This window comes from Paenibacillus qinlingensis (genome assembly GCF_031455095.1).
GTDB classification, from domain to species: Bacteria; Bacillota; Bacilli; order Paenibacillales; family NBRC-103111; genus Paenibacillus_E; species Paenibacillus_E qinlingensis_A.
In genome coordinates, this window is the sequence record NZ_JAVDSB010000001.1 from 690,411 (window position 1) to 711,082 (window position 20,672).

The window sequence follows — 20,672 nt, forward strand, 5'->3', positions numbered from 1 at the left end:
CAATGTTTTTAGGAGGTCATCATGTTCTACAATACCAAATGCGATTGCGGGCATCAGAATCCCACAGGGACTACGCTGTGTGAATCATGTGGCAATCCGTTGATCGATGCCGATGGCAGAGATATTCTGGAAATGCGCTATGATGGCATGGCTCGCCGCTCTCAGAAATCAAATCCCTCTCTGCTCGATAAAGTCTGGAATTTCTTCTCCTCGGTCAAAATAGCCGTATGGATTATATTCATTACAACGGTAGCTTCGGCAGTAGGAACAATTTATCCACAAGAGAATACGTTTCTGGACATGGATCCAACGCAATACTACACGGATAATTATGGAACGCTAGGGAGTATCTACCACGCGCTTGGTTTTTCTCACACTTTCAGTTCCTGGTGGTTCATCACGTTACTATTCATGATCGGAACCTCGCTTGTCATATGCAGTCTGGATCGTGTTCTGCCCTTATATCGGGCGCTATCCAAGCAGCAAATACGCAAGCATATCAATTTCCTTACTCGACAAAATGTTACCTACGTAACTAACTTGCCTGAAGGTACGGATGAGATTGCATGGACGAATAAGTTAGGTACACTTTTACGTAAAAAAAATTATCGCGTACATACAGAGGGTTCAGCGCTTCTTGCTGAAAAATATCGTTTTAGCCGTTGGGGTCCCTATATTAATCATATTGGACTCATTATCTTTCTCATCGGTGTGCTGATGCGAAGCATCCCTGGTTGGCATATGGATCAATATATGGGTATTCTCGAAGGCGAAACGAAGCCAATCCCCCATACTTCGTACTACATCAAAAATGAGAAGTTTACACTTACGTTGTATGATGAGCAAGATCTGCCTGAAAGCATTAAGTCGAAAGGTCAGATCGTTCCTAAAACGTATGAAACGCAAGCAATTTTGTACCATTGTACAGCGAATTGCAAAGATGGGTCAGAGGCGCCAGTACTGGAAGAAGTCCACAAAGCCAACATCATTGTGAACCACCCACTGGATTACAAGGGGCTGCAAGCCTATCAGTTTGATTATAAAGCAACGCCATTACTGATCTCCGTGAAACCAACGTTAAGCAACCCAACAACGGGTGAGACCTATGGCAGCTTTGATTTACCTATGAATAATCCCAAGGATTCCTACCAGGTAGGACCGTATAAGCTTACGTTAAAAGGCTTTTTCCCGGAGTTTGGCATGGAGAAGGGGCAACCAATCTCGAAATCGAACGAACCGAAAGCTCCTGCTTTTATTTTTAGTATTACGGGGCCGGGGCTAGCAGAAAAAGGCGAACCTTATCTATATTTCCCAAGACAAATTGATAAGGAAACGTTCTCGCAAGATACGATTAACGGTGCAATTAGCCAAAAGTTGAAGATAGCAGTGGGTTCTATGGAAGGCGTTCAGTTTGCTAATTACACGACTTATTTGAATATCCGCGTAGATAAAGCTATGCCGTATATCTGGGTTGGCTCTGCGATCTTTATGATCGGGGTCATCATGGGCTTTTATTGGCAGCATCGACGCATTTGGATTCGAATTGATGAGGGTAAGCTTACGCTGGGCGGTCACACGAACAAGAACTGGTTCGGACTTCGCAATGAAGTTGCCGCCGCCTTAAATAAGAATGATTTAGATGTTCAGCCGAAAACATTAGCAAATGGAGGAAACCAGGGGTGAATGTAAACTCTGTCAGCAGCACCTTTCTACTCATCGCTTTTTTTGTATACTTGCTCGCATTCTTCCTGTTCGTCCTATCGATTACCGGTAAAAGATGGAGCAATCGGAAGCCCGAGGATCACACGAGACAGTGGGGCTTCGTCGCTTTTATAACATCGGTCATTGGTTTTGCTTGTCATGTGACGTTCTTTTTCACCAGATGGGCAGAAGGGGGTCATATCCCTACCTCCAATATGTATGAATTTATGACCTTCTTAGGGATGATGATCATGTGTGCCTTCTTGATCGTATATCTCATCTATCGGACACCTGTGCTTGGGGTCTTTGCTTTACCGATTGGCTTTATCATCATTGCTTATGCATCTGTATTCCCAAGTGAAGTACAGCCATTGATTCCTGCACTACAGAGCTATTGGCTCAAAATTCACGTGACGACGGCAGCAACTGGAGAAGCTTTCTTTGGAGTAGGCTTTGCCGGCGGCTTGATGTATCTGCTGCGTGCTGTCGACTATCAAGGTACGACGAAGACGGATAAAAAAGAACAACGTGGTGTTGAGCTAACCCTATTCTTTATCCTTATGCTCGTGGCATTTATTGCGTCAATATTTACATTTAATGGATCGGGTTACAAAGCAGTCTTCTCCAAAGACGTGATTGTAACCAACGCGCAAGGTGTGCAGGAAACGAATCATACAACGGAAACGTATGTATTGCCTCCAATTGTACAACCGTATGATACACAACTCGTGGAGATGAAGTCATTCTTAGGGATGTCAGAGCCATTATTCACAGCGCCATCCTGGATGGAAGGGGCAAGTGCGGGACGTAAATTGAATACCGTGATTTGGTCCATTCTAGGAGGTTTAATCCTCTATTGGCTAGCACGCCTAGTTGCGCGCAAACCTTTAGGAGCGGCGATTGGTCCCGTTGTAAAAGGAATGGATGCAGAAGATTTGGATGAAATCAGTTATCGTGCTATTGCGATTGGTTATCCGATCTTTACACTGGGTGCACTGATCTTTGCGATGATTTGGGCTCAGGAGGCATGGGGCCGCTTTTGGGGATGGGATCCCAAGGAAGTATGGGCATTGATAACTTGGTTATTCTATGCTGTATTCCTACATCTTCGTCTTTCAAAAGGTTGGCAAGGTAAAAAATCCGCTTGGTTAACGGTTATAGGATTTATCGTGGTTATGTTCACCTTAGTAGGTGTGAACTTAGTGATTGCAGGACTGCATTCGTATGCAGGTGTTTAATATCAAGTACGTACATTAAAAGAGGATGTGACGCTCCATGGAATTGAAGCCAAGTATACTCGTTGTAGATGATGAAGAACGTATTCGCCGATTGCTGCGCATGTATTTAGAGAAAGAAGGTTATCTCATTGAAGAGGCGGAGGACGGAGAAACCGCTTTGCGGATGGCGTCGGAAACCGATTTTGATTTAATCTTGCTCGACGTGATGCTGCCTGGCATCGATGGGATTGAAGTATGTGCACGCCTTCGTCAAGTGAAGTCCACACCAGTCATTATGTTGACTGCGAAAGGTGAAGAGACGAATCGTGTGAGTGGATTTGAAGTGGGAGCGGATGACTATGTGGTTAAACCGTTCTCGCCTCGTGAAGTGATCTATCGGGTGAAAGCGATCCTACGCCGCTCATCAGCAACGGCTTATCTATCCAAAGATGCAAGCTCCAGCAATAATATTGTATTCCCGAACCTGATTATCGAGCATGATGCACATCGTGTGACAGCGGGTGGTCAGGAAGTTGCTTTAACGCCGAAAGAGTATGAATTGCTGCATTACTTAGCTGTATCTCCGGATAAAGTTTTCTCTCGTGAAGAGCTGTTGAAGGATGTTTGGAATTACGAGTTTTTTGGAGATTTACGTACGGTAGATACACATGTAAAAAGACTTCGTGAAAAATTAAATAAAGTATCCCCGGATGCTGCCGCAATGATTACGACCGTATGGGGTGTAGGCTACAAGCTAGAGGTGCCTAAATAAGTGTTTATTTTCAGGAGTGTCGTCGGGAAATTGTGGTTAACGATTATTGGCCTAGTTGGGGTTGTTTTGCTCATACTGGGCTTTTTTCTTGTCAATTATATGGAAAATTATTTCTCAAATGCTACGGATCAACGCGATGATATGAGAAAAACGGCAATCAAGTTTTCGGAAGAAGCAACGACACACATGTACAATGAGCAATTCTATCAATTAAGTAATGAGTTGCTCAGCTTTCAAGACTCAAGAATGCTTGTGATTTCTACAGATATGAAGGAAATGGTCATCCCACGAACGAACGGGAGTCAGTTAGCTGAATTCCATGTTTCTGATTTTTATACAGCAGAAGAATTGAAGCCTGTGTTTACCGGACAAACCATTGATAAGCAAGTCAATAAATCGCGTACAGGACGCTTTGATGCTGGATCGGAATACCTCGTTGTAGCAGTGCCGCTATTCAATTTGGAGGGGGGCATTGTAGGGGCAACCTTGTTGTATCAATCCCTTCAATCATTAGAAGCCACGCAATCGTATATGTTAAGATTGTTTGTTTATGTTTCCATTGTTGGTTTTCTCATGACAACTTTCTTCGCCTTCTTCTTGTTCTCGCAAATTACAAGGCCGCTGCAGCAATTGAAGAAAGCAGCCGATTTTATTACACATGGGGAATATGGAAGACGTGTCCCTATTTTATCCAAAGATGAGATTGGTGAGCTAGCCAAAACGTTTAACCACATGGGCGAAAAGGTACAGGAAAGCATTCAAGCCCTTAGTCAGGAAAAGGAACATTTATCAAGCATTCTAGGAAGTATGACCGATGCGGTGATCACCCTGGATGTGAATGGATCTGTTATGCTGAGCAACCCACAAGGGGAGAAGATCGTAGAAGAGTGGAGCACAATTGAGTGGTCTGATGATGAGGGAGAGCCAAGACGTTTCCCAAAACCGGATACCGCACTTGGCGATTGGGGACTCATGAGCTACAGCAATCCGAACACCAAGCCAATTCCTGTGCCGTTGATTCCGCTCTTTGAAGCGGTTGTCGATGAGTCGGCAGAAGCTGCTACGAAGCTTCATGTAAAGAATGGCGTCTGGTCCGTGGCTATGACGCCGCTGTACTCGCAAGACCAGGTGCGCGGCGCTGTGGCTGTCCTCCGGGATGTGACGGAGGAGGAGCGGCTGGATAAGCTGCGCAAGGATTTTGTGGCGAACGTCTCACACGAGCTGCGTACGCCAATCTCCATGCTGCAGGGCTATAGTGAAGCCCTGCTCGATGATATTCCCTCCACGCCGGAGGAGCGCGTGGAGTTGGTGCAGGTCATTCACGACGAATCGCTCCGTATGGGGCGCCTCGTCCGTGACCTGCTTGATCTGGCTCGGATGGAGGCCGGCCATCTCGAGCTTTCCTTCAGGGAGGTCGAGATCGACTCCCTGGTGCGTCGCGTGCACCGCAAATTCGCGGTGCTGGCCAAAGAGCGCGGCATCGCGCTTAGCGTGTCGCTGCCGGAAGAGCCGCTCATCCTGCAGCGTGCGGATGAGGATCGCTTGGAGCAGGTGTTGACGAACCTGCTCGACAACGCGTTCCGCCATACGCCTGCAGAGGCGCGTATTGCCATGAAGGCGGAGGCGTGCCTCTCGAAGGATCGGCCAGCGATCCGTATTGAGATCGCTGACGAAGGACAGGGTATCCCTGCCGAAGACTTGCCGTTCATTTTTGAACGCTTCTACAAGGCAGACAAAGCGCGTACGCGCGGATCCTCAGGGGGGACTGGACTTGGCCTCGCAATCGTCAAGAATATCATTGATTCGCATCATGGTACAGTAACGGTACAAAGCTCATGGGGGCACGGCAGCACGTTTACGATCTGCTTGCCTTGTGAACACAAATAAACAGAAAATTGTGCCAATTTCGACACAAAAAATAGGCGTTTGCTAGGAATACTCAGCAAACGCCTATTTCATGTGTAGAATATTCAGATAAAATCTTGTTGTTCGTGAAACAATTTGTGCTTATTAGAGCGTAAGTGCACGAACATTCACGATTTCATCAAGCTTTGTCAATTCAGCCAACACTTCTGCAGGAGCTGTTTTATCAATCGTCAGAACCATGATTGCGGACCCGCCGATTACTTTACGACCCACTTGCATGGTCGCGATGTTAACTTGGTTGCTTCCTAGCAATGTACCAACGCGCCCGATAATACCTGGTTTATCGTTGTGGGAGATCAGTAGCAAGTTACCTTCAGCAGCGAAGTCAACTGGGTATTGATCAATACGCACGATACGCTCGCCGAAGCCTGCAAGTAGTGTACCTGCAAGAGTTTTCTCTTCTTGCTTCGTTTTAACCGTTACGGTAACAAGGTTAGTGAAGCTGTTGGATGCATTTGATTTTTGCACGACGATGTTCACGCCGCGTGATTTAGCCAGATGCATCGCATTGATAATGTTGATGGATTCCAATTGGTTTTGGAAAATACCTTTTACGATATAACGATTTAACGGACTTGTATCCACATCCATCAAATCACCTGCATAGTTAATGATGATTTCAGAAACAGCACCTTGGGCAATTTGACCAAGAACAGAACCGATTTTCTCACCAAGACTAAAGTATGGTTGCAGCTTGTTAAGCACGTCAGCAGGAACTGGAGGCATGTTAACAGCGTTCTTAAATGGCTCGTTGCGAAGAATGTGAAGAACTTCTTCGGATACGTCGATCGCTACGTTCTCTTGTGCTTCGATTGTCGATGCGCCAAGGTGAGGTGTTACGATCACTTTCGGGTTGTTTAAGAAAGGGTGATCTTTCGCAGGCGGCTCTACTTCGAATACGTCGAATGCTGCTCCTGCCACGATGCCTTGATCAATCGCTTCAACTAGTGCTAGCTCATCAATAATACCGCCGCGCGCACAGTTAATGATACGAATGCCTGGCTTCATAAGCTCGAATTGTGTTCTGGAAATCAAGTGGCGCGTTTCAGGTGTAAGTGGTGTGTGAACCGTAATGAAATCCGCTTGAGCAGCGATTTCGTTAACCGTACCAAGCTTAACGCCCATTTTCTCAGCGCGCTCTTCTGTCAAGAATGGGTCATACCCGATAACGTTCATGCCGAATACTTTCGCGCGTTTCGCAACTTCACTACCGATACGTCCCATTCCGAGAATACCTAGTGTTTTGTTACGAAGCTCAACGCCGATGAATTTACGATCCCACTCGCCGCCAACTGTTTTCTTGTACGCTTGTGGAATCATACGAGCTGTTGCCATCATCATAGCGAATGTAAGCTCGCAAGTTGCGATTGTGTTTCCATCAGGAGCATTGATTACGATAATTCCGCGTTTTGTCGCTGCTTCCAAATCGATATTATCGACACCTACACCAGCGCGGCCGATGACTTTCAACTTTGTGCCGGCAGTCATGATTTTCTCGGTTACTTTCGTTTGGCTACGAACTAAGAGGGCATCGTACTCACCGATGATTGCGATGAGTTCGTCTTCGGATAGACCGGATTGCTTAACCACTTCAACATCAGTTGCATCATAAAGCATTTGAATTCCCATGTCACTAATTGGATCGGATACTAGAACTTTGAACATAATTCGTTTCCTCCTTAGATTTGAACATAAAAAAACTCCCAGCCCTCGGATACAGACAGTTAGCCTGTAGCCAAAGGGACGAGAGATTGCTTTCGTGGTACCACCCTAGTTCGCTGCCCATTCGCATGGGTAGCCTCATTTGGTCTTGCGACCTGGAACTGTAACGTGTTCCTATCCCGATTGCATCTACTCAAGATGTTCAATGCAATAACTCTGGAGTGCTCCGCAATAGTTCGCTACCGATTCTCACCTACCATCGGTTCTCTGAAAGCTACTTTACTTGCTTGGCTCCGTCAACGCTGTACTGTGATATAGAATTTTTACTAGATTACCATGCGTTCGAAATCGTGTCAATACATGTCGAACGATTTTCACTTTTACGTCATAAATGTTCGGATTGACAATCATTCAGAAGCTTTTCGTTTATTTTATAGCATGAATGTTAAGAAAGCAATGAGTTTTTGTTCATATTTGAGCCTATATTTCGTGTATGGTACAGTGAATGTTAAGATCTCATTTTAAAAAATCAGGAGTGTGTACGGAAATGGAAATCAATCGCATTTATCCGCAAATTTTTCTCCAAGAGATAGAAAAGAAATCGCTTGGCAAAAGTGTGATCATTGATGTAAGAGAGCCCCATGAGTGGGAGTATTATCATATGGAAGAAGCGAAGCTCATTCCGATGCAGCAAATACCGCTGCGTATGGGGGAGCTTCCAGATGATGAAGACATATATATTGTATGTGCACATGGGGTGCGCAGTATGCGTGTAGCTGAATATTTGAAAGAGAATGGGTTTGATCGCGTCATCAATGTTGATGGAGGAATGGCAGCCATTGCTATGTTCCGCGGCTTCCAATACGACTAAACTGAAAAAGCTGAGGATGCGGTTTATCAACCACATGCTCAGCTTTTATTAATTTACATCTGAAAAGAAGGGTAATTGAGGTAACATCTCATTGGTATACCATTTGGATTTCCCTTTGACAAAGTCGCCTGTTCGAACGGCATTGGTACTTAGCAATAATTCCATCGTTTGATTTACATCGGTTACATTTAATTTCTTAGCTTGACCTGAGGCGATGAACTCGTCAATTCTTATCGTTAAATCCTGCGGATAAAATGGCGAGAAGGCTTTGTTTTTCAACAATTTAGCGGTGATATAAACATTCTTTACATTCAAATTCATGGATCGCCACTGATCAAGATTAGCCGTATTGTTGGAATCGAAATATTCAATATCTGGATCCAATGTACCATTCCACACAAGAATGGAGTCAAAATAATTTTTTTGAGCGGTTAAAGCTTGTGTCTTGGCTTCAAGAAAATAAGCGTCCTTGTGAATCGCATCAATTAACTGTGAATGGCTTTGGGCGTTCGCTTTCGATTGGTATGTATTTAATGCATCTGTGAAAAGCTTTAAGCTCTTTAAATAACCTTGGTGTGATTGAACCAGCAGTGGTGAAGACGCAGGCATATTTTTGTTCTGTAATGTATTGTATTTGTCCGCAGCAATTTTACTAAGCTCTTTCAGGACAGCGGAAGCGTCCACAGCGGCATTATCCATCTCGATTTGACTCAGCAATTCAAACCATTTATTCTGAAATTCCCTAAAGGGTAAAAAGATGGTATGGTAATATGACACTAGCACTTGTTGGTCATAAGCACCTACTTCGGGGACTGCGGCGGCTTTACCTACGTTCATTATTTTATCATACTTCAAATCCGCTTTTGATTGTCCTAATCGTAACCCATAGAAAAACGCGCCAAGGATACAGACCAGCATAAAGATAAACATGAGGGCAAATAAATAATCAGTGCGAGTAAGACGCTTCTCCATAAATCTAGCTCCTTGTTGTCTTTGATATTTGTTTTAGTATAGGTCAATCAGCATTAAAAAGGAATATTATAAGGAAATGAGGTACTTCCTTTGAAAAAATTCGATTTCAAGAACCTTCGTATTGGGAAAGTTGACATTAGTGAGCTGAATGACAAGACTTTATTACTAAATCTTTACTTTACACAACTGCTTACGCTTATTATCGGAATAATCATCTTATTATTTCAGAGCAATTCTAAGATTCTTTCTGCTTTATCCTTTCAAGGCGGATGGAAAGTTGTGATTTGGGGATGCTTATTTGCTGTAGTGGTGCTTGGTGTCGACTTGCTTATTTCAAGATGGGTACCCAAGGAAGTTGCGGATGACGGCGGCATTAATCAAATGATTTTTGGAAATAGAGCCCTTTGGCATATTGCACTTATCTCATTTATCGTATCTGTCTGTGAAGAAGTCCTATTCCGTGGTGCGATTCAACATGCATGGGGGCCTTACTGGACTAGTATTCTGTTCGCTGCGATTCATGTTCGGTATCTTCAGCATTGGCTTATGACAGGCATGGTTTTCTGTATAAGCTATGGCTTAGGTTGGATTTACCTTCATACGGGAAGCCTATGGACACCGATAATTGCTCACTTTATGATTGATATGGTGATGGGATGCATACTTCGTTTTAGCAAGGAGGAAGATCAAGTTTCATGAGTGTAGGAGATAGAGTAGCTTCGCGATCGAATCCTGGAGTGGATGAGAAGCAGGAGGATGAGACCTATTTACCGCCGCGTAGAGCCGTACATCCTTCAGAACAAGGTAAATGGACGAATCTTTTTTATATGACCCTGCTATGGCTGTTTATCGCGTTGGTGGTGAGTCTAACTGTTTGGGGGATTAAATATTCTTCGTTATGAGACCATAAAATGAGCCATACGTTTGCCCGGTAGTTTCGTGGCAGCCGTATGGCTCTTATTTTCATTTCTACCGCATTTCAAGCTCGATCGCATTCGGATCTACAAACGTATAGCCTTTTTCCTCCAGCTTTGTAAGCAGCGTATCGAGGGCGCTCACGGTCCAAGGGAGTTCATGCATGAGGATGTTGCTGCCATTGTGAAGCTGTTGCAACACATTCTCAATGACTTTGTTCGAATCATTATTTTTATTCGTCATATCCCAATCCAACGAACCGTTAGACCATGTCATATAAAGCATTTTGTTGTTTTTAATTTTCGTTTTCAAATAATCGTTGCCTGAACCAAATGGGGGACGGAAAAACTGCGGGGATTGCCCAATAATGTCTTTCACAGCTTGTTGTACATCATCCACCTGTTTATCAATCTTCTCATTCGCCATATCTTTCAGATTCTCATGATCCCAAGCGTGATTGCCGATGATATTTCCGCTTTCATGAACAAGCTTAACGAGCTCCGGCTTTTGCTTAATGCGATAGCCGTTCATGAAGAAGATTGCTTTCGCTTTGTGTTTGTTCAGAATATCAATCAGAGATTGATTCATCGCTTGATCTTTAGGGCCATCATCAAAGGTTAACAGGACGACTTTCTTATTGCCATTCGGGTCATTCGGTACAATATCATAATTCTTGTTCATGTGATAAGTCTTTTGAACGACTTCAGGTGCAACAGGTGTTGGTGTTGGTGTCGGCGTAGATGCCGCGGTTGGTGTTGGACTGGAAGTTGGGCTTGGACTAGCTGTTGCTTGTGTTGTTGGGGCCAAGCTTGTTGAGGCAGCAGGGCTCGTTTCTGTTTGATTTGAACTGCAGGCAGCTAATAAAAGCATGACCGACAGGAGCAAGGTACTTGCTTTCTTTTTCATCATATGTCTTCTCCTCAGATCCTTACATGGTAGTCATTCCTTATAGTACCACAAGTATATACATATTTCGCAGATGTCAATTCTCCTATGTTTACCTGCTGATTTGACGTATGCTCCCTTCTAAACTCGCACAACCTAGGAAGGCTTCATACTACTTATCATGGAGGGAGATCCAATGAAATTAGGCACATTTATGCTTGGTGGTATTGCAGGCGCGGCTGCTGTCATTTATCTCAATCGCAAAAGTAAATCGATGCTCTTCTCAGCATTTAGCTCATCCAATCAATCGATGGGCAATGTCATGGATAAGGCGAAAGAAACGTTCGCGAGCAAATCTTTTGGAGAATCTGCCTCCCGAAATTTCTCCTCGACGAGTACAAATGGCTTGAATCAAGTGGAGAAAATTGTGAAAGAAGACCCGCATTTGAAGGCAACCGTCAGCGAAATTCTGCAAGATAATAAAATAAGCAACGCTACAATTCAATAATAATAAGCTCGCAGCGCAGTCTGGCATACCCACGGGGCCGGCTGTGCTTTTTCTTTTTATACATAACTATCGCGTGCAATTGGTTTGAATTAGTGTTAACATGATAGGTGAAAACAATAGATGGATGCATGTCCATTTATTAATTAATGGTTCACCTTTTTATTTTTCTAACATATTCTGATTGAAATAAGGTGACCATGCTTTCGATGCAAGCTTTCCTAGTGGAGAGCTCAAAGGAGGATCCTATCATGAAAATAGAACGCTTAAGTCAGGATAAGATACGGATTTTCCTAACATTCGATGACTTAACTGAACGTGGAATTCAAAAAGACGACATGTGGAGAGAAATTCCAAAAGTACACGAGTTGTTTAGTGAAATGATGGATCAAGCCTATTCGGAGCTCGGATTTGACCCGTCCGGCCCGCTTGCTGTTGAGGTATTCGCACTCCCAGCACAAGGAATGGTTGTAATTGTAACCAGAGGTAAGCTTGATTTGTATGCAAGTTCTGATGCATATGACGATCACGAAGCTGAAGAAGTGTACGAAATGGAAGTTACGCTTGAACAAAGCGATTTAATCTCCTATGCTTTCCGTGATTTTGAAGATCTGCTGCGTGTATCCAAAGTAATCAATCCCCTTCTGATGGAAGGCGGTACCCTGTATTCGTACAAAGGGAAATATATTTTACAGCTTGAGCCTGTAGATCTTGAAGAGACGAAGTATCAAGCACTCATTGCTGTCCTATCTGAGTTTGGTGAAGCTTCCTCTATAACGTTAGCCGTCCTCGAAGAATACGGAAAGACGATTATCGCTGATGATGCTGTGAAGGTGCTCTGCCGTCACTTCAAGTAAGCAGGACTCACGTCCTCATGCAGTCCAATGAAACAAGCATCTCCCAAAAACAACCGTTTTTGAGGATGCTTGTTTTGTTTTCCATAATACGCAACTAAGGTGTCATGTGTTACAAGTAGATAAGTCAAACAAGAACGACTATAATAGAGGTATGTATTTCAAAAAGAGAGGGGAGCTGGAACTTTGCATATCGTGCCTATTTTACTGGCAGCCATAGCCCCAGGTCTCTCGTTGCTCGCCTACTTTTATCTGAAGGATCGATATGAAACAGAACCTATACATTTAGTGATTCGCATGTTTCTCTTCGGTGTACTCCTTGTGTATCCGACGATGGTTCTACAGAACGCATTTATTCAAGAATTCGGCAATGGCACGATTATGACGTCCTTTTTTCTATCTGGAGGCATTGAAGAGTTTCTGAAGTGGTTATTGTTGTATCATTTGATTTTCCGCCATGAAGCCTTCGATGAGCCCTATGATGGAATTGTGTACGCGGTAGCTGTAAGTCTCGGCTTCGCAACCCTAGAGAATATCATTTACGCCTTCTTACATGCTTCTTCGTTCTCAGCTCTAATGCTTCGTGCACTGCTGCCTGTTTCGGGTCATGCCTTATTCGGTGTGATGATGGGATATTACATGGGGAAAGCGAAATTCGTTCCTCACAAGCAAAACAGGTACCTCTGGATGTCGCTTCTGCTTCCGATTGCGTGGCATGGTGCTTTCGATTATATTTTGCTCATTTTCAAAACAGGCTGGATGTGGATTATGATTCCGCTGATGACATTTCTGTGGATACGGTCGATTTGGCGCGTTGATCGTGCGAATGCACACTCTCCCTTACGCGTTGTGACCGTTGATGAGAAGATTAAAATGGGATGAATTGGGTATAATGACTGTATAATTGGTGAGCTCCATTACATGGAATGGGGATAGACCGGGAGGGCATACATGTCATTAACGATGCGCGTGAAAGTGAAGATCCGATGTCGATTATGTGGTGAGAAGTTCGTTTTACGAGGTAAAAAGGAAAAAGACAAAATTGAAACGGGATTTCGGCAATGCATATGCAGTAATGAGAACGACTTTGAAATAGAGACCGAAAGTTAGCGAAAGGCCATTCTTCCGAATAGGCCTTTTTTTGTATAGAATTGTGGTTAACGCCTCCCGTCCATGCAGGACTGTGAGGCTTTTATTTTGTGTCAATCTTGTATAAACCTGCCTCCTCGCGTAAAAACTAAGCGCAAGATTGGGTATGAAAGGAGCAGTTCTGTGTATAAAAGATTAAGTATTGTCATGTTTCCATTTCTATTGCTGGCATTGATCGGGGCTTCTGTATGGGGGTATTTAGAGCACCAAGAGAAGAATACGATATTAATTAAAGCAGAAAATCAGTATCAACGGGCGTTTCACGATCTGTCCTTTCACATGGATAAGCTACATACGGAGTTAGGAAATACATTGGCCGTGAATGAAACATCGGAGCCTTCCTATCGAAAAGGATTAGTGAATGTTTGGCGTCTAACGAGTCAAGCACAAAGCGATATCACCCAATTGCCACTTATGCTGCTGCCTTTTAATAAAACAGAAGATTTTCTAGCAAATATGGCGAATTTCTCTTATCGGATGTCGGTACGAGATATGACGAAGCAACCTTTAACAGAAGCGGAAATGAATACGTTGAACACGCTTTACGCACATTCTGCTGATATTACGAAAGAAATTCGCGGCGTTCAAGATAAAGTCATTGCGAATAATTTAAGATGGATGGATGTAGAGACGGCGCTAGTATCTGAGAACCAAATGCATGACAATGCGATTATCGATGGTTTTAAGATTGTGGATAAGCAAGTAGGCGGATATGACGAATTAAATTGGGGGACAGGCAACTTATCAGTGTTCTCCAAAAATGATGTTAAAATGTTGACAGGGAACGAGATGACGGCTGATCAAATTAAAAAGAAAGCCATTGCATTCCTTGGTGTTCAAGATTCAGCAAACATTAAAGTGATTGAAAACGGTGGAAATGCACCAGAATTTCAAAGCTTTAGTGTTGTGGTTCCGAGCGGGGATGCTTCCAAAGCGGATACACAAATGGATTTCACTAAAAAAGGCGGACATCTCATTTACTTCATGAAGTCGCGTGATGTGACATCCTCGAAGTTTAATCTTCGTCAAGCAAGAGATGTAGCCAATGAATTTTTGGATCAACATGAATATAAGGATTTAAGTGCCATTAGTTATGATCAATATCAGAACACCGCGACCATTCTTTTTGCAAAGAAAGAAAACAATGTCACCATTTACCCCGAACAAGTAACGGTCAAAGTTGCCTTGGATACGCTTGAAGTAACAGGGTTACAAGCTACTAATTATATTTATTCGCAAAAAGATCGCAAAATTGGTCAGCCCAAAATTACTGCCGATCAAGCGCGTAAGCAACTGAGTTCTAAAATGAAAGTGACCGGTGAATCTCTCGCAATCATCAAGAATGATCTGGACGAAGAGGTGCTGTGTCATGAATTTATTGGTACGATGAATAACAATATCTATCGGATTTATGTTAATGCGGATGTGGGCATGGAAGAGAAAATTGAGACGATCCGTCAGGATCAGGTAGAAGCTGCAAAAGGAAAATCTTAGTAGAGAAGAAGCAGGCAAATGGCCTGTTTCTTTTTTTTCTATCTAATTGTTGATCGCATGGTATAATTAGGACATAATACTTCGCGGAGGTGCGGAAATTGCTTCCTAAGGTCAACCAGATATTACATATGCAAATGAACAGTATTGATGAAGATGAGACCAAAATCGAGTACAAGTCTCGAATCGCGGATGTGACAGAAAGCGCGATCATTATTGAAATCCCGCTGAATGAGAAAACAGGACGCTTGAAAAAGATGTATCATGGGGATGAAATAAGCGCACACTTCCTTGGACAAGGCGGTGTAAAACACTATTTCACCACGGAGGTCACAGGTTTCACGGAAGACGTCATCCGTTTAATTGAATTGCGACTCCCTGAGTTAAGTGCAATAACGCAAATACAACGCAGGAATTTTTTGCGGGTATTGGCTGAACTTGAGATTGCTGTGAAGCTCAATGACCAAATCCAATTCATTGGCTTAACGGATGACGTTGGCGGTGGCGGTATTTCATTTATTTGTGATGGACATATCCCGATCGGTTTAAATGCAATTATTACATGTTGGGTGCTAGCCCCTTTCAAAAATGGCGCAATCGAACATATCCCATTCACGGGTGAAGTGGTCCGAGTGAAGGCGACTGAGACAGGTAAACAACTTGTGATGATTCGATTCGCAGAAATTGCGGATAGAGAGCGGCAGAAGTTGATTCGCTTTTGCTTCGAAAGACAAATGGATTTTCGTAAACGTTAAGGATTGAGAGGAGTCGACTGCGGGCATACTGCTAAGCATATTGCAAGCTAGCAGGAGAGTGGTCTCATGTCGAAGGAGCAAGAGTCAGAATCGTATGAGCAGTTATTTATTCGCTTCTCGGTGAAAGTAGAGAAGATCATTATTAGAGCTGTCATTTTTGTTGTTATTCTGCTAGTTTGTGTACAAGCTTTGCTGCAAAATGCATATATTCGTAAGCATTTTACACGTGTTGAGCCGCTGGAAGGGCAACCGTATATCGTGCCAGAACATCCAATGAAAGAACGCTCCTAAGCGCTTGAAATCAACGAAGGAATGAACCCAAGTTTTGCATGTGACCATGTTCTGTGGTATAATTTCTAGTAATTAGCAGGCAAGTGCCTGCTTTTTTGTACGTAAGGTACTGTGAAGTATTGTTAGGAGGAACAGCAGCTTGGATAAGTTCAATATTGCCATAGATGGTCCTGCTGGAGCCGGTAAAAGTACCATTGCACGGCTAGTCGCCGGTGCGTTAGGTTTCATTTACGTGGATACAGGAGCCATGTATCGAGCAGTAACATGGAAAGTACAGCAAGAAGGGCTGCTACCTGAGCAAGAAACAGAAGTGGCTGCGCTCTCCAATCGCATGAAGCTGGAGCTCATACCTGGAGAGGAAGGACAACAAGTATTCGTAGATGGTGTTGATGTGACGAAAGCAATCCGTTCAGCGGAAGTAACGACACATGTTTCACAAATTGCCAGCTATGGTGCTGTACGTCATTTGTTAGTTGCTTTGCAAAAGCAAATGACTGTTTCCAAAGGCGTAGTCATGGATGGCCGTGACATTGGTACGCATGTCATGCCAGATGCAGAAATTAAAGTTTTCTTAACTGCGAGTGTGGAGGAACGTGCTGAGCGCCGATTCAAGGAACTAGAACTCAGTGGTACGAATACACTAACTCTTTCCGAATTGGAGCAAGATATCGCACGTCGCGATCAATTCGACGAGGCTAGGGAAATATCACCGCTGCGTAAGGCGCATGATGCCGTGTTAATGGACAGTACGTCAATGACGATTGAAGAAGTTGTGGACGAAATCCTTGGACTTTGCAAGGACAAAGTCGGAGGTGGCAAATAAAGATGCTATATCGCATCGGAAGAGCCTTATTTCGATTTATTTTTACCGTATTTTTCCGAATGCGAGCGATCGGGATGGAGAATGTACCGGCACAAGGCGCAGTGGTTTTGTGTGGTAATCATACCAGTTACTTGGATCCGCCTTTCTTAGGTTCACCTCTGCGGCGGAAGGTTCATTTCATGGCCAAGGCAGAGCTGTTTGATATCCCAGTACTTGGGACGATCATTTCCAAAGTAGGGGCATTCCCTGTTAAGCGCGGCGGTGTTAGCAGAGAGTCGATTCGACTGGCTGTACAGCTGTTGCGTGACGGCAATATCCTTGGCGTTTTTCCAGAAGGATCAAGAAGCAATGCTGGAGGCATGGGTAAAAAAGGCGCAGCAAGTCTTGCATTGAAGTCCGGTGCAGCTGTTGTTCCAGTAGCTATCGTAGGCAATTATTCACTATTCCGTCGTATGACAATCGTTTATGGGGCGCCGCTGGATTTGACTGCTTATGCAGGAGGGAGCTCAGAAGATCTAGAGCTGGCTACAGAGGCGATCATGAAAGAAATACGCCGACTACATACGGTTACTAGTAAAGCCTAGTCAGAAATGTATGGAATCGAAAGCTTGGAATTATACTAACCTTAAAGTGATTCGAACTTATTATTGTGTTTGAAACAGAGTAGTTGCTTGTCTGCTGCTTTGTGACTTATAAATTATTTTTGTTGGTTGTAAATAGAGGAGGATAATCTCATGTCAGATGAAGTAAAAGTTGAAGATCAATCACAGGAAGCTCAAGAAACGGCCGTTTCACAAGCAGAAGCAGAGCATGCGCTTAACAATGTTGCTGTGCTGAAGAAAGGCGCTACAGTTAAAGGCAAAATCGTTAAAGTAGACGCTGATCAAGCTTTCGTCGATATCGGTTACAAATACGATGGTGTCATCCCAGTTCGTGAGCTTTCATCCGTAAGCTTGAACGACGCTGCACAAGCAGTTGAGTTAGGTCAAGAAGTTGAATTGAAAATCGTTTCCATCAACGATGCAAAAGAAACATTGGTATTGTCCAAACGCGTTGTTGACAACGAGAAAGCTTGGGAAACTCTTCAAGGACAACTAGAAAGCAAAGAAATCATTGAAGCTGCAGTTGCTGAAGTTGTTAAAGGCGGACTAGTTGTGGATATCGGTGTACGTGGTTTCGTACCTGCTTCCATGGTTGAGCGTCAATTCGTTGAAGATTTCTCCTCTTACAAAGGGCGTACATTGCGTCTTCGTGTGAAAGAAATCGATCGCGAGAAAAACAAAGTCATCCTATCTCAAAAAGATATTTTGGATGAAGAGTTCGAAACGAACAAAAAGAAAATCATTGAAGGTCTTCAAGTTGGTCAAGTACTTGATGGTACTGTTCAACGTTTGACACAATTCGGTGCATTTGTTGATATCGGTGGTATTGATGGCCTTGTTCATATTTCCGAACTTGCTTGGCAACACGTAGAACAAGCATCTGATGTTGTTAAAGAAGGCGACAAAGTTAAGGTACAAATCCTTAAACTTGATGCGTCTAATGACAAAATCAGCTTGAGCATCAAAGCAACGCAAGATGGTCCTTGGTCCAATGTTGAGCGTGATTTCAAAGCTGGTGATATCGTAACGGGTACTGTTAAACGTCTTGCAGCATTCGGCGCGTTCGTTGAAGTAGCTCCAGGTGTTGAAGGTCTTGTGCACATTTCCCAAATCGCACACCGTCACATTGGTACACCTCATGAAGTGTTGAAAGAAGGACAAGAAGTTCAAGTGAAAATCTTGGAAATCAACCTTGCTGAGAAACGCGTTAGCTTGAGTATCAAAGATACAGAAGATGCTCCTGAAGCACCTGCTGGTGCAGCTGCTCCATCATCTGCTGGCAAACCAGAAAGAGAAAGACAACCACGTGGTGATCGTGACCGCGGTAACAGTGCAAGTCATCAAAAAGAAATTGCTGGTAACGAAAATGTATCTCTGAGCAATCAAGGTTTGTCCATGACACTTGGTGAGCGTTTTGGTGATAAACTAGCAAAATTCAAAAAATAAATAGATCCAACTTCTAGGAGGTAAAGAAATGCGCATCTCACGCAAAATGGAGCATGTCCATTACGCGCTGGAGCTTGGTCAAACTCGTCAGCAAGGGCTGGCGGATATCAAGCTTGTGCATAACTGTCTTCCTGAGACTTCGACGGATCATATTGCTTTAACCACAACAATCGGCGATCTCATTATGAGTTCGCCGATTTTAATTAATGCAATGACCGGCGGCGCTCACGAAACAGAGAGCATCAATCGCGAACTGGCCATACTCGCCAGGGAGAAAGGTTTGCCAATGGCTGTTGGGTCTCAGATGTCAGCTATTAAAAATAGTGAGGTTGTATCCAGCTATCAAGTCGTACGGCGCGAGAACCCAAACGGCATGATATTCGCTAATTTGGGCAGTGAAGCAACAACAGAACAAGCATTACGTGCTATTGATATGATTGAAGCGAATGCGCTTCAAATTCATTTGAATGTGATGCAGGAGCTGATTATGCCAGAAGGTGATCGCAGCTTCGTAGGTATGCTTGATCGGATTGAGAACATCGTTCGTCATGCTCCTGTTCCTGTCATTTTGAAAGAGGTCGGCTTTGGTATTTCAAGCGATAATGCGAAGCAGCTGCGGAATATTGGCGTGCAGGTTATCGATGTAGGCGGATCGGGCGGAACTAATTTTGCAGCTATAGAAAATGCAAGACGACCATCTGAACTCGCGTGGTTGAACGATTGGGGAACACCGACTAGCATGACTTTATTAGAGGTCCTATCTGTTTATCCTTGGGGATCTGTTATTGCTTCAGGCGGTATAACGAATGCGTTGGAAGCCGCTAAAGCACTTACATTAGGTGCTTCAGCAGTAGGCATGGCAGGCGCATTTCTGAAAGTATTGCGTGAAGATGGCGTAGATGCTCTTCATGCTTATGCGGAGGAGCTTCACCAAGGACTTATTTTAATCATGACAGCATTAGGTGCTAATTCCATTCAAGACTTAACACAATGTCCAGTAGTTATCGTTGGAGATACCGCAGAGTGGTGTCGCGCGAGAGGCATTGACTTAACTTCATATGCAGAGCGAAGAAATCAGAGTAAATAATCTCAATATTGCCATACTAAGGATCAGGCAGTTCTCCCTTATTTTCATCAAGGGGGAGCCTGAAGATCCGCGAGCCCATCGAGGGGGATACTTTTCGAAGGTATAGCAGGGTAAGGTGGTTTGATTATGAATGACGGTTATCTATCGCTTATTCTCCTTTGCATCACGCTGATCTTACTTGCCAGCGGTTGGAAGGAGCTTTACATTCGAAGTATATCGCATAAGGGCATGCTTCTTTTTTTTGCCTCTTGGTTGATTGGGACGAGAGTAACCGTAACGATTCAACATGTACATATTCAACTTGTCTATGTCGTCGTGCTAGTGATATCATTCACCATTCTTTATGTCACGCGAGGTTTTATACATAAGCTTCATCTGCTTTCCATTGGTCTGTTGATCGGCTCACTTCACTTTCTTTTTCAACAGCTTCTTGAGATGGACCCCATTCTCATCATACGTAACTCAGAGTGGCAGACTGCTCTGTTAATCGCCATAGTTGCCGTGGTTGTTCAACGACAAGCTTGGGAACAGATTGCAGCGATTTCGATTGGTTATCTGATCGGGGATATGTACCAAGCGGGTATTCATGAGGTCAATGGTTTTCATCAATTAGGTATGGCTACTTTTCAAGATCAGTGGTGGCTTACAATCTTCACTGCGAGGACCGTAACGATCTTGATTCAAGCTGCGTATGGTGGATGTCGAACGGTATGGAGAGATTGGTTTGGCCGCAGGGGGGACAGATGAG

At 43.8% G+C, this 20,672-nt stretch carries 22 protein-coding genes and 1 other annotated feature; of the genes, 19 read left to right on the plus strand and 3 right to left on the minus strand.

Annotated features, from left to right (window positions below; all coding sequences use genetic code 11):
* The first annotated feature begins 21 nt into the window (after positions 1 to 21).
* Genes resB through J2736_RS03035 form a run of 4 tightly spaced genes read left to right on the plus strand, consistent with a single transcriptional unit; the run spans position 22 to position 5,577 of the window.
* On the plus strand, positions 22 to 1,683 hold the full coding sequence (gene resB / locus J2736_RS03020) for a cytochrome c biogenesis protein ResB (protein WP_310223398.1): 1,662 nt from the start codon (positions 22 to 24) through the stop codon (positions 1,681 to 1,683).
* The gene (ccsA, locus tag J2736_RS03025) at positions 1,680 to 2,939 is read left to right on the plus strand and encodes a cytochrome c biogenesis protein CcsA (protein ID WP_310223400.1); all 1,260 of its coding nucleotides are present in this window, start codon (positions 1,680 to 1,682) and stop codon (positions 2,937 to 2,939) included. The genes resB and ccsA overlap by 4 nt, the downstream gene beginning before the upstream one ends.
* Positions 2,940 to 2,976: 37 nt before the next feature.
* Positions 2,977 to 3,690 (plus strand): response regulator transcription factor, encoded by a 714-nt coding sequence (locus J2736_RS03030; protein WP_310223402.1) that lies wholly within the window; start codon positions 2,977 to 2,979, stop codon positions 3,688 to 3,690.
* Entirely contained in the window at positions 3,691 to 5,577 is a 1,887-nt protein-coding gene (locus tag J2736_RS03035; protein WP_310223403.1) for a sensor histidine kinase, read from the plus strand. It begins immediately after the preceding gene.
* Between the two features lie 123 nt (positions 5,578 to 5,700).
* On the opposite strand, the gene serA is transcribed toward J2736_RS03035, so the two are convergent.
* Entirely contained in the window at positions 5,701 to 7,281 is a 1,581-nt protein-coding gene (gene serA / locus J2736_RS03040) for a phosphoglycerate dehydrogenase (protein ID WP_310223405.1), read from the minus strand.
* Between the two features lie 71 nt (positions 7,282 to 7,352).
* Positions 7,353 to 7,587: a binding site (T-box leader), on the minus strand.
* A 238-nt stretch (positions 7,588 to 7,825) separates the two neighbouring features.
* Between serA and J2736_RS03045 the strand changes: the two genes are divergently transcribed.
* Positions 7,826 to 8,149: a rhodanese-like domain-containing protein gene (locus J2736_RS03045; RefSeq protein ID WP_310223407.1), complete on the plus strand. Its 324-nt coding sequence runs from the start codon at positions 7,826 to 7,828 to the stop codon at positions 8,147 to 8,149.
* Between the two features lie 48 nt (positions 8,150 to 8,197).
* On the opposite strand, the gene J2736_RS03050 is transcribed toward J2736_RS03045, so the two are convergent.
* Positions 8,198 to 9,121, minus strand: a complete 924-nt coding sequence (locus J2736_RS03050; protein WP_310223409.1) for a hypothetical protein — start codon at positions 9,119 to 9,121, stop codon at positions 8,198 to 8,200.
* 90 nt (positions 9,122 to 9,211) lie between these two features.
* On the opposite strand from J2736_RS03050, the gene J2736_RS03055 reads away from it, so the two are divergent.
* Both J2736_RS03055 and J2736_RS03060 read left to right on the plus strand, forming a co-directional pair.
* Complete coding sequence (locus J2736_RS03055; RefSeq protein ID WP_310223411.1) at positions 9,212 to 9,820, plus strand: CPBP family intramembrane glutamic endopeptidase; 609 nt, start codon at positions 9,212 to 9,214, stop codon at positions 9,818 to 9,820.
* Complete coding sequence (locus J2736_RS03060; protein ID WP_310223413.1) at positions 9,817 to 10,023, plus strand: hypothetical protein; 207 nt, start codon at positions 9,817 to 9,819, stop codon at positions 10,021 to 10,023. Before J2736_RS03055 ends, J2736_RS03060 begins: the two co-directional genes overlap by 4 nt.
* 67 nt (positions 10,024 to 10,090) lie before the next feature.
* On the opposite strand, the gene J2736_RS03065 is transcribed toward J2736_RS03060, so the two are convergent.
* Positions 10,091 to 10,945 carry a polysaccharide deacetylase family protein gene (locus J2736_RS03065; protein WP_310223415.1) on the minus strand — a complete coding sequence of 285 codons (855 nt, stop codon included), beginning with the start codon at positions 10,943 to 10,945 and terminating at the stop codon, positions 10,091 to 10,093.
* 172 nt (positions 10,946 to 11,117) lie between these two features.
* Between J2736_RS03065 and J2736_RS03070 the strand changes: the two genes are divergently transcribed.
* The 12 genes from J2736_RS03070 to J2736_RS03125 all read left to right on the plus strand — a co-directional run bounded on the left by J2736_RS03070 (position 11,118) and on the right by J2736_RS03125 (position 20,671).
* Positions 11,118 to 11,429, plus strand: coding sequence for a hypothetical protein (locus J2736_RS03070; protein ID WP_310223417.1), 312 nt, complete (start codon positions 11,118 to 11,120; stop codon positions 11,427 to 11,429).
* 248 nt (positions 11,430 to 11,677) lie between these two features.
* Complete coding sequence (locus J2736_RS03075) at positions 11,678 to 12,283, plus strand: genetic competence negative regulator (RefSeq protein WP_310223419.1); 606 nt, start codon at positions 11,678 to 11,680, stop codon at positions 12,281 to 12,283.
* A 183-nt stretch (positions 12,284 to 12,466) separates the two neighbouring features.
* Complete coding sequence (gene prsW, locus J2736_RS03080; RefSeq protein WP_310223421.1) at positions 12,467 to 13,162, plus strand: glutamic-type intramembrane protease PrsW; 696 nt, start codon at positions 12,467 to 12,469, stop codon at positions 13,160 to 13,162.
* Positions 13,163 to 13,231: 69 nt separating this feature from the next.
* Entirely contained in the window at positions 13,232 to 13,390 is a 159-nt protein-coding gene (locus tag J2736_RS03085; RefSeq protein WP_310223423.1) for a hypothetical protein, read from the plus strand.
* Positions 13,391 to 13,552: 162 nt separating this feature from the next.
* The gene (gene ypeB / locus J2736_RS03090) at positions 13,553 to 14,923 is read left to right on the plus strand and encodes a germination protein YpeB (RefSeq protein WP_310223425.1); all 1,371 of its coding nucleotides are present in this window, start codon (positions 13,553 to 13,555) and stop codon (positions 14,921 to 14,923) included.
* Positions 14,924 to 15,012: 89 nt separating this feature from the next.
* Positions 15,013 to 15,675 carry a flagellar brake protein gene (locus J2736_RS03095; RefSeq protein ID WP_310223427.1) on the plus strand — a complete coding sequence of 221 codons (663 nt, stop codon included), beginning with the start codon at positions 15,013 to 15,015 and terminating at the stop codon, positions 15,673 to 15,675.
* A gap of 66 nt (positions 15,676 to 15,741) precedes the next feature.
* Positions 15,742 to 15,966: a hypothetical protein gene (locus tag J2736_RS03100; protein ID WP_310223429.1), complete on the plus strand. Its 225-nt coding sequence runs from the start codon at positions 15,742 to 15,744 to the stop codon at positions 15,964 to 15,966.
* 139 nt (positions 15,967 to 16,105) lie between these two features.
* A complete protein-coding gene (gene cmk, locus J2736_RS03105; protein ID WP_310223431.1) occupies positions 16,106 to 16,789 on the plus strand; it encodes a (d)CMP kinase in 684 nt (227 codons plus the stop codon).
* Positions 16,790 to 16,791: 2 nt separating this feature from the next.
* Positions 16,792 to 17,373, plus strand: a complete 582-nt coding sequence (locus J2736_RS03110; RefSeq protein WP_310223433.1) for a lysophospholipid acyltransferase family protein — start codon at positions 16,792 to 16,794, stop codon at positions 17,371 to 17,373.
* Positions 17,374 to 17,523: 150 nt separating this feature from the next.
* On the plus strand, positions 17,524 to 18,837 hold the full coding sequence (gene rpsA, locus J2736_RS03115) for a 30S ribosomal protein S1 (protein ID WP_310223435.1): 1,314 nt from the start codon (positions 17,524 to 17,526) through the stop codon (positions 18,835 to 18,837).
* A gap of 28 nt (positions 18,838 to 18,865) precedes the next feature.
* Entirely contained in the window at positions 18,866 to 19,924 is a 1,059-nt protein-coding gene (gene fni / locus J2736_RS03120) for a type 2 isopentenyl-diphosphate Delta-isomerase (protein ID WP_310223437.1), read from the plus strand.
* 126 nt (positions 19,925 to 20,050) lie between these two features.
* A complete protein-coding gene (locus J2736_RS03125; protein ID WP_310223439.1) occupies positions 20,051 to 20,671 on the plus strand; it encodes a YphA family membrane protein in 621 nt (206 codons plus the stop codon).
* The last annotated feature ends 1 nt before the right edge of the window (position 20,672 follow it).

Bases quoted from the DNA above. Each gene is read 5' to 3' on its own strand.
- J2736_RS03110 (WP_310223433.1), top strand. From the start codon at position 16,792: ATGCTATATCGCATCGGAAGAGCCTTATTTCGATTTATTTTTACCGTA.
- J2736_RS03100 (WP_310223429.1), top strand. From the start codon at position 15,742: ATGTCGAAGGAGCAAGAGTCAGAATCGTATGAGCAGTTATTTATTCGC.
- J2736_RS03060 (WP_310223413.1), top strand. From the start codon at position 9,817: ATGAGTGTAGGAGATAGAGTAGCTTCGCGATCGAATCCTGGAGTGGAT.
- resB (WP_310223398.1), top strand. From the start codon at position 22: ATGTTCTACAATACCAAATGCGATTGCGGGCATCAGAATCCCACAGGG.
- serA (WP_310223405.1), bottom strand. From the start codon at position 7,281: ATGTTCAAAGTTCTAGTATCCGATCCAATTAGTGACATGGGAATTCAA.
- J2736_RS03075 (WP_310223419.1), top strand. From the start codon at position 11,678: ATGAAAATAGAACGCTTAAGTCAGGATAAGATACGGATTTTCCTAACA.
- J2736_RS03045 (WP_310223407.1), top strand. From the start codon at position 7,826: ATGGAAATCAATCGCATTTATCCGCAAATTTTTCTCCAAGAGATAGAA.
- rpsA (WP_310223435.1), top strand. From the start codon at position 17,524: ATGTCAGATGAAGTAAAAGTTGAAGATCAATCACAGGAAGCTCAAGAA.
- J2736_RS03070 (WP_310223417.1), top strand. From the start codon at position 11,118: ATGAAATTAGGCACATTTATGCTTGGTGGTATTGCAGGCGCGGCTGCT.
- J2736_RS03050 (WP_310223409.1), bottom strand. From the start codon at position 9,121: ATGGAGAAGCGTCTTACTCGCACTGATTATTTATTTGCCCTCATGTTT.
- J2736_RS03085 (WP_310223423.1), top strand. From the start codon at position 13,232: ATGTCATTAACGATGCGCGTGAAAGTGAAGATCCGATGTCGATTATGT.
- J2736_RS03030 (WP_310223402.1), top strand. From the start codon at position 2,977: ATGGAATTGAAGCCAAGTATACTCGTTGTAGATGATGAAGAACGTATT.
- J2736_RS03065 (WP_310223415.1), bottom strand. From the start codon at position 10,945: ATGATGAAAAAGAAAGCAAGTACCTTGCTCCTGTCGGTCATGCTTTTA.
- fni (WP_310223437.1), top strand. From the start codon at position 18,866: ATGCGCATCTCACGCAAAATGGAGCATGTCCATTACGCGCTGGAGCTT.
- J2736_RS03125 (WP_310223439.1), top strand. From the start codon at position 20,051: ATGAATGACGGTTATCTATCGCTTATTCTCCTTTGCATCACGCTGATC.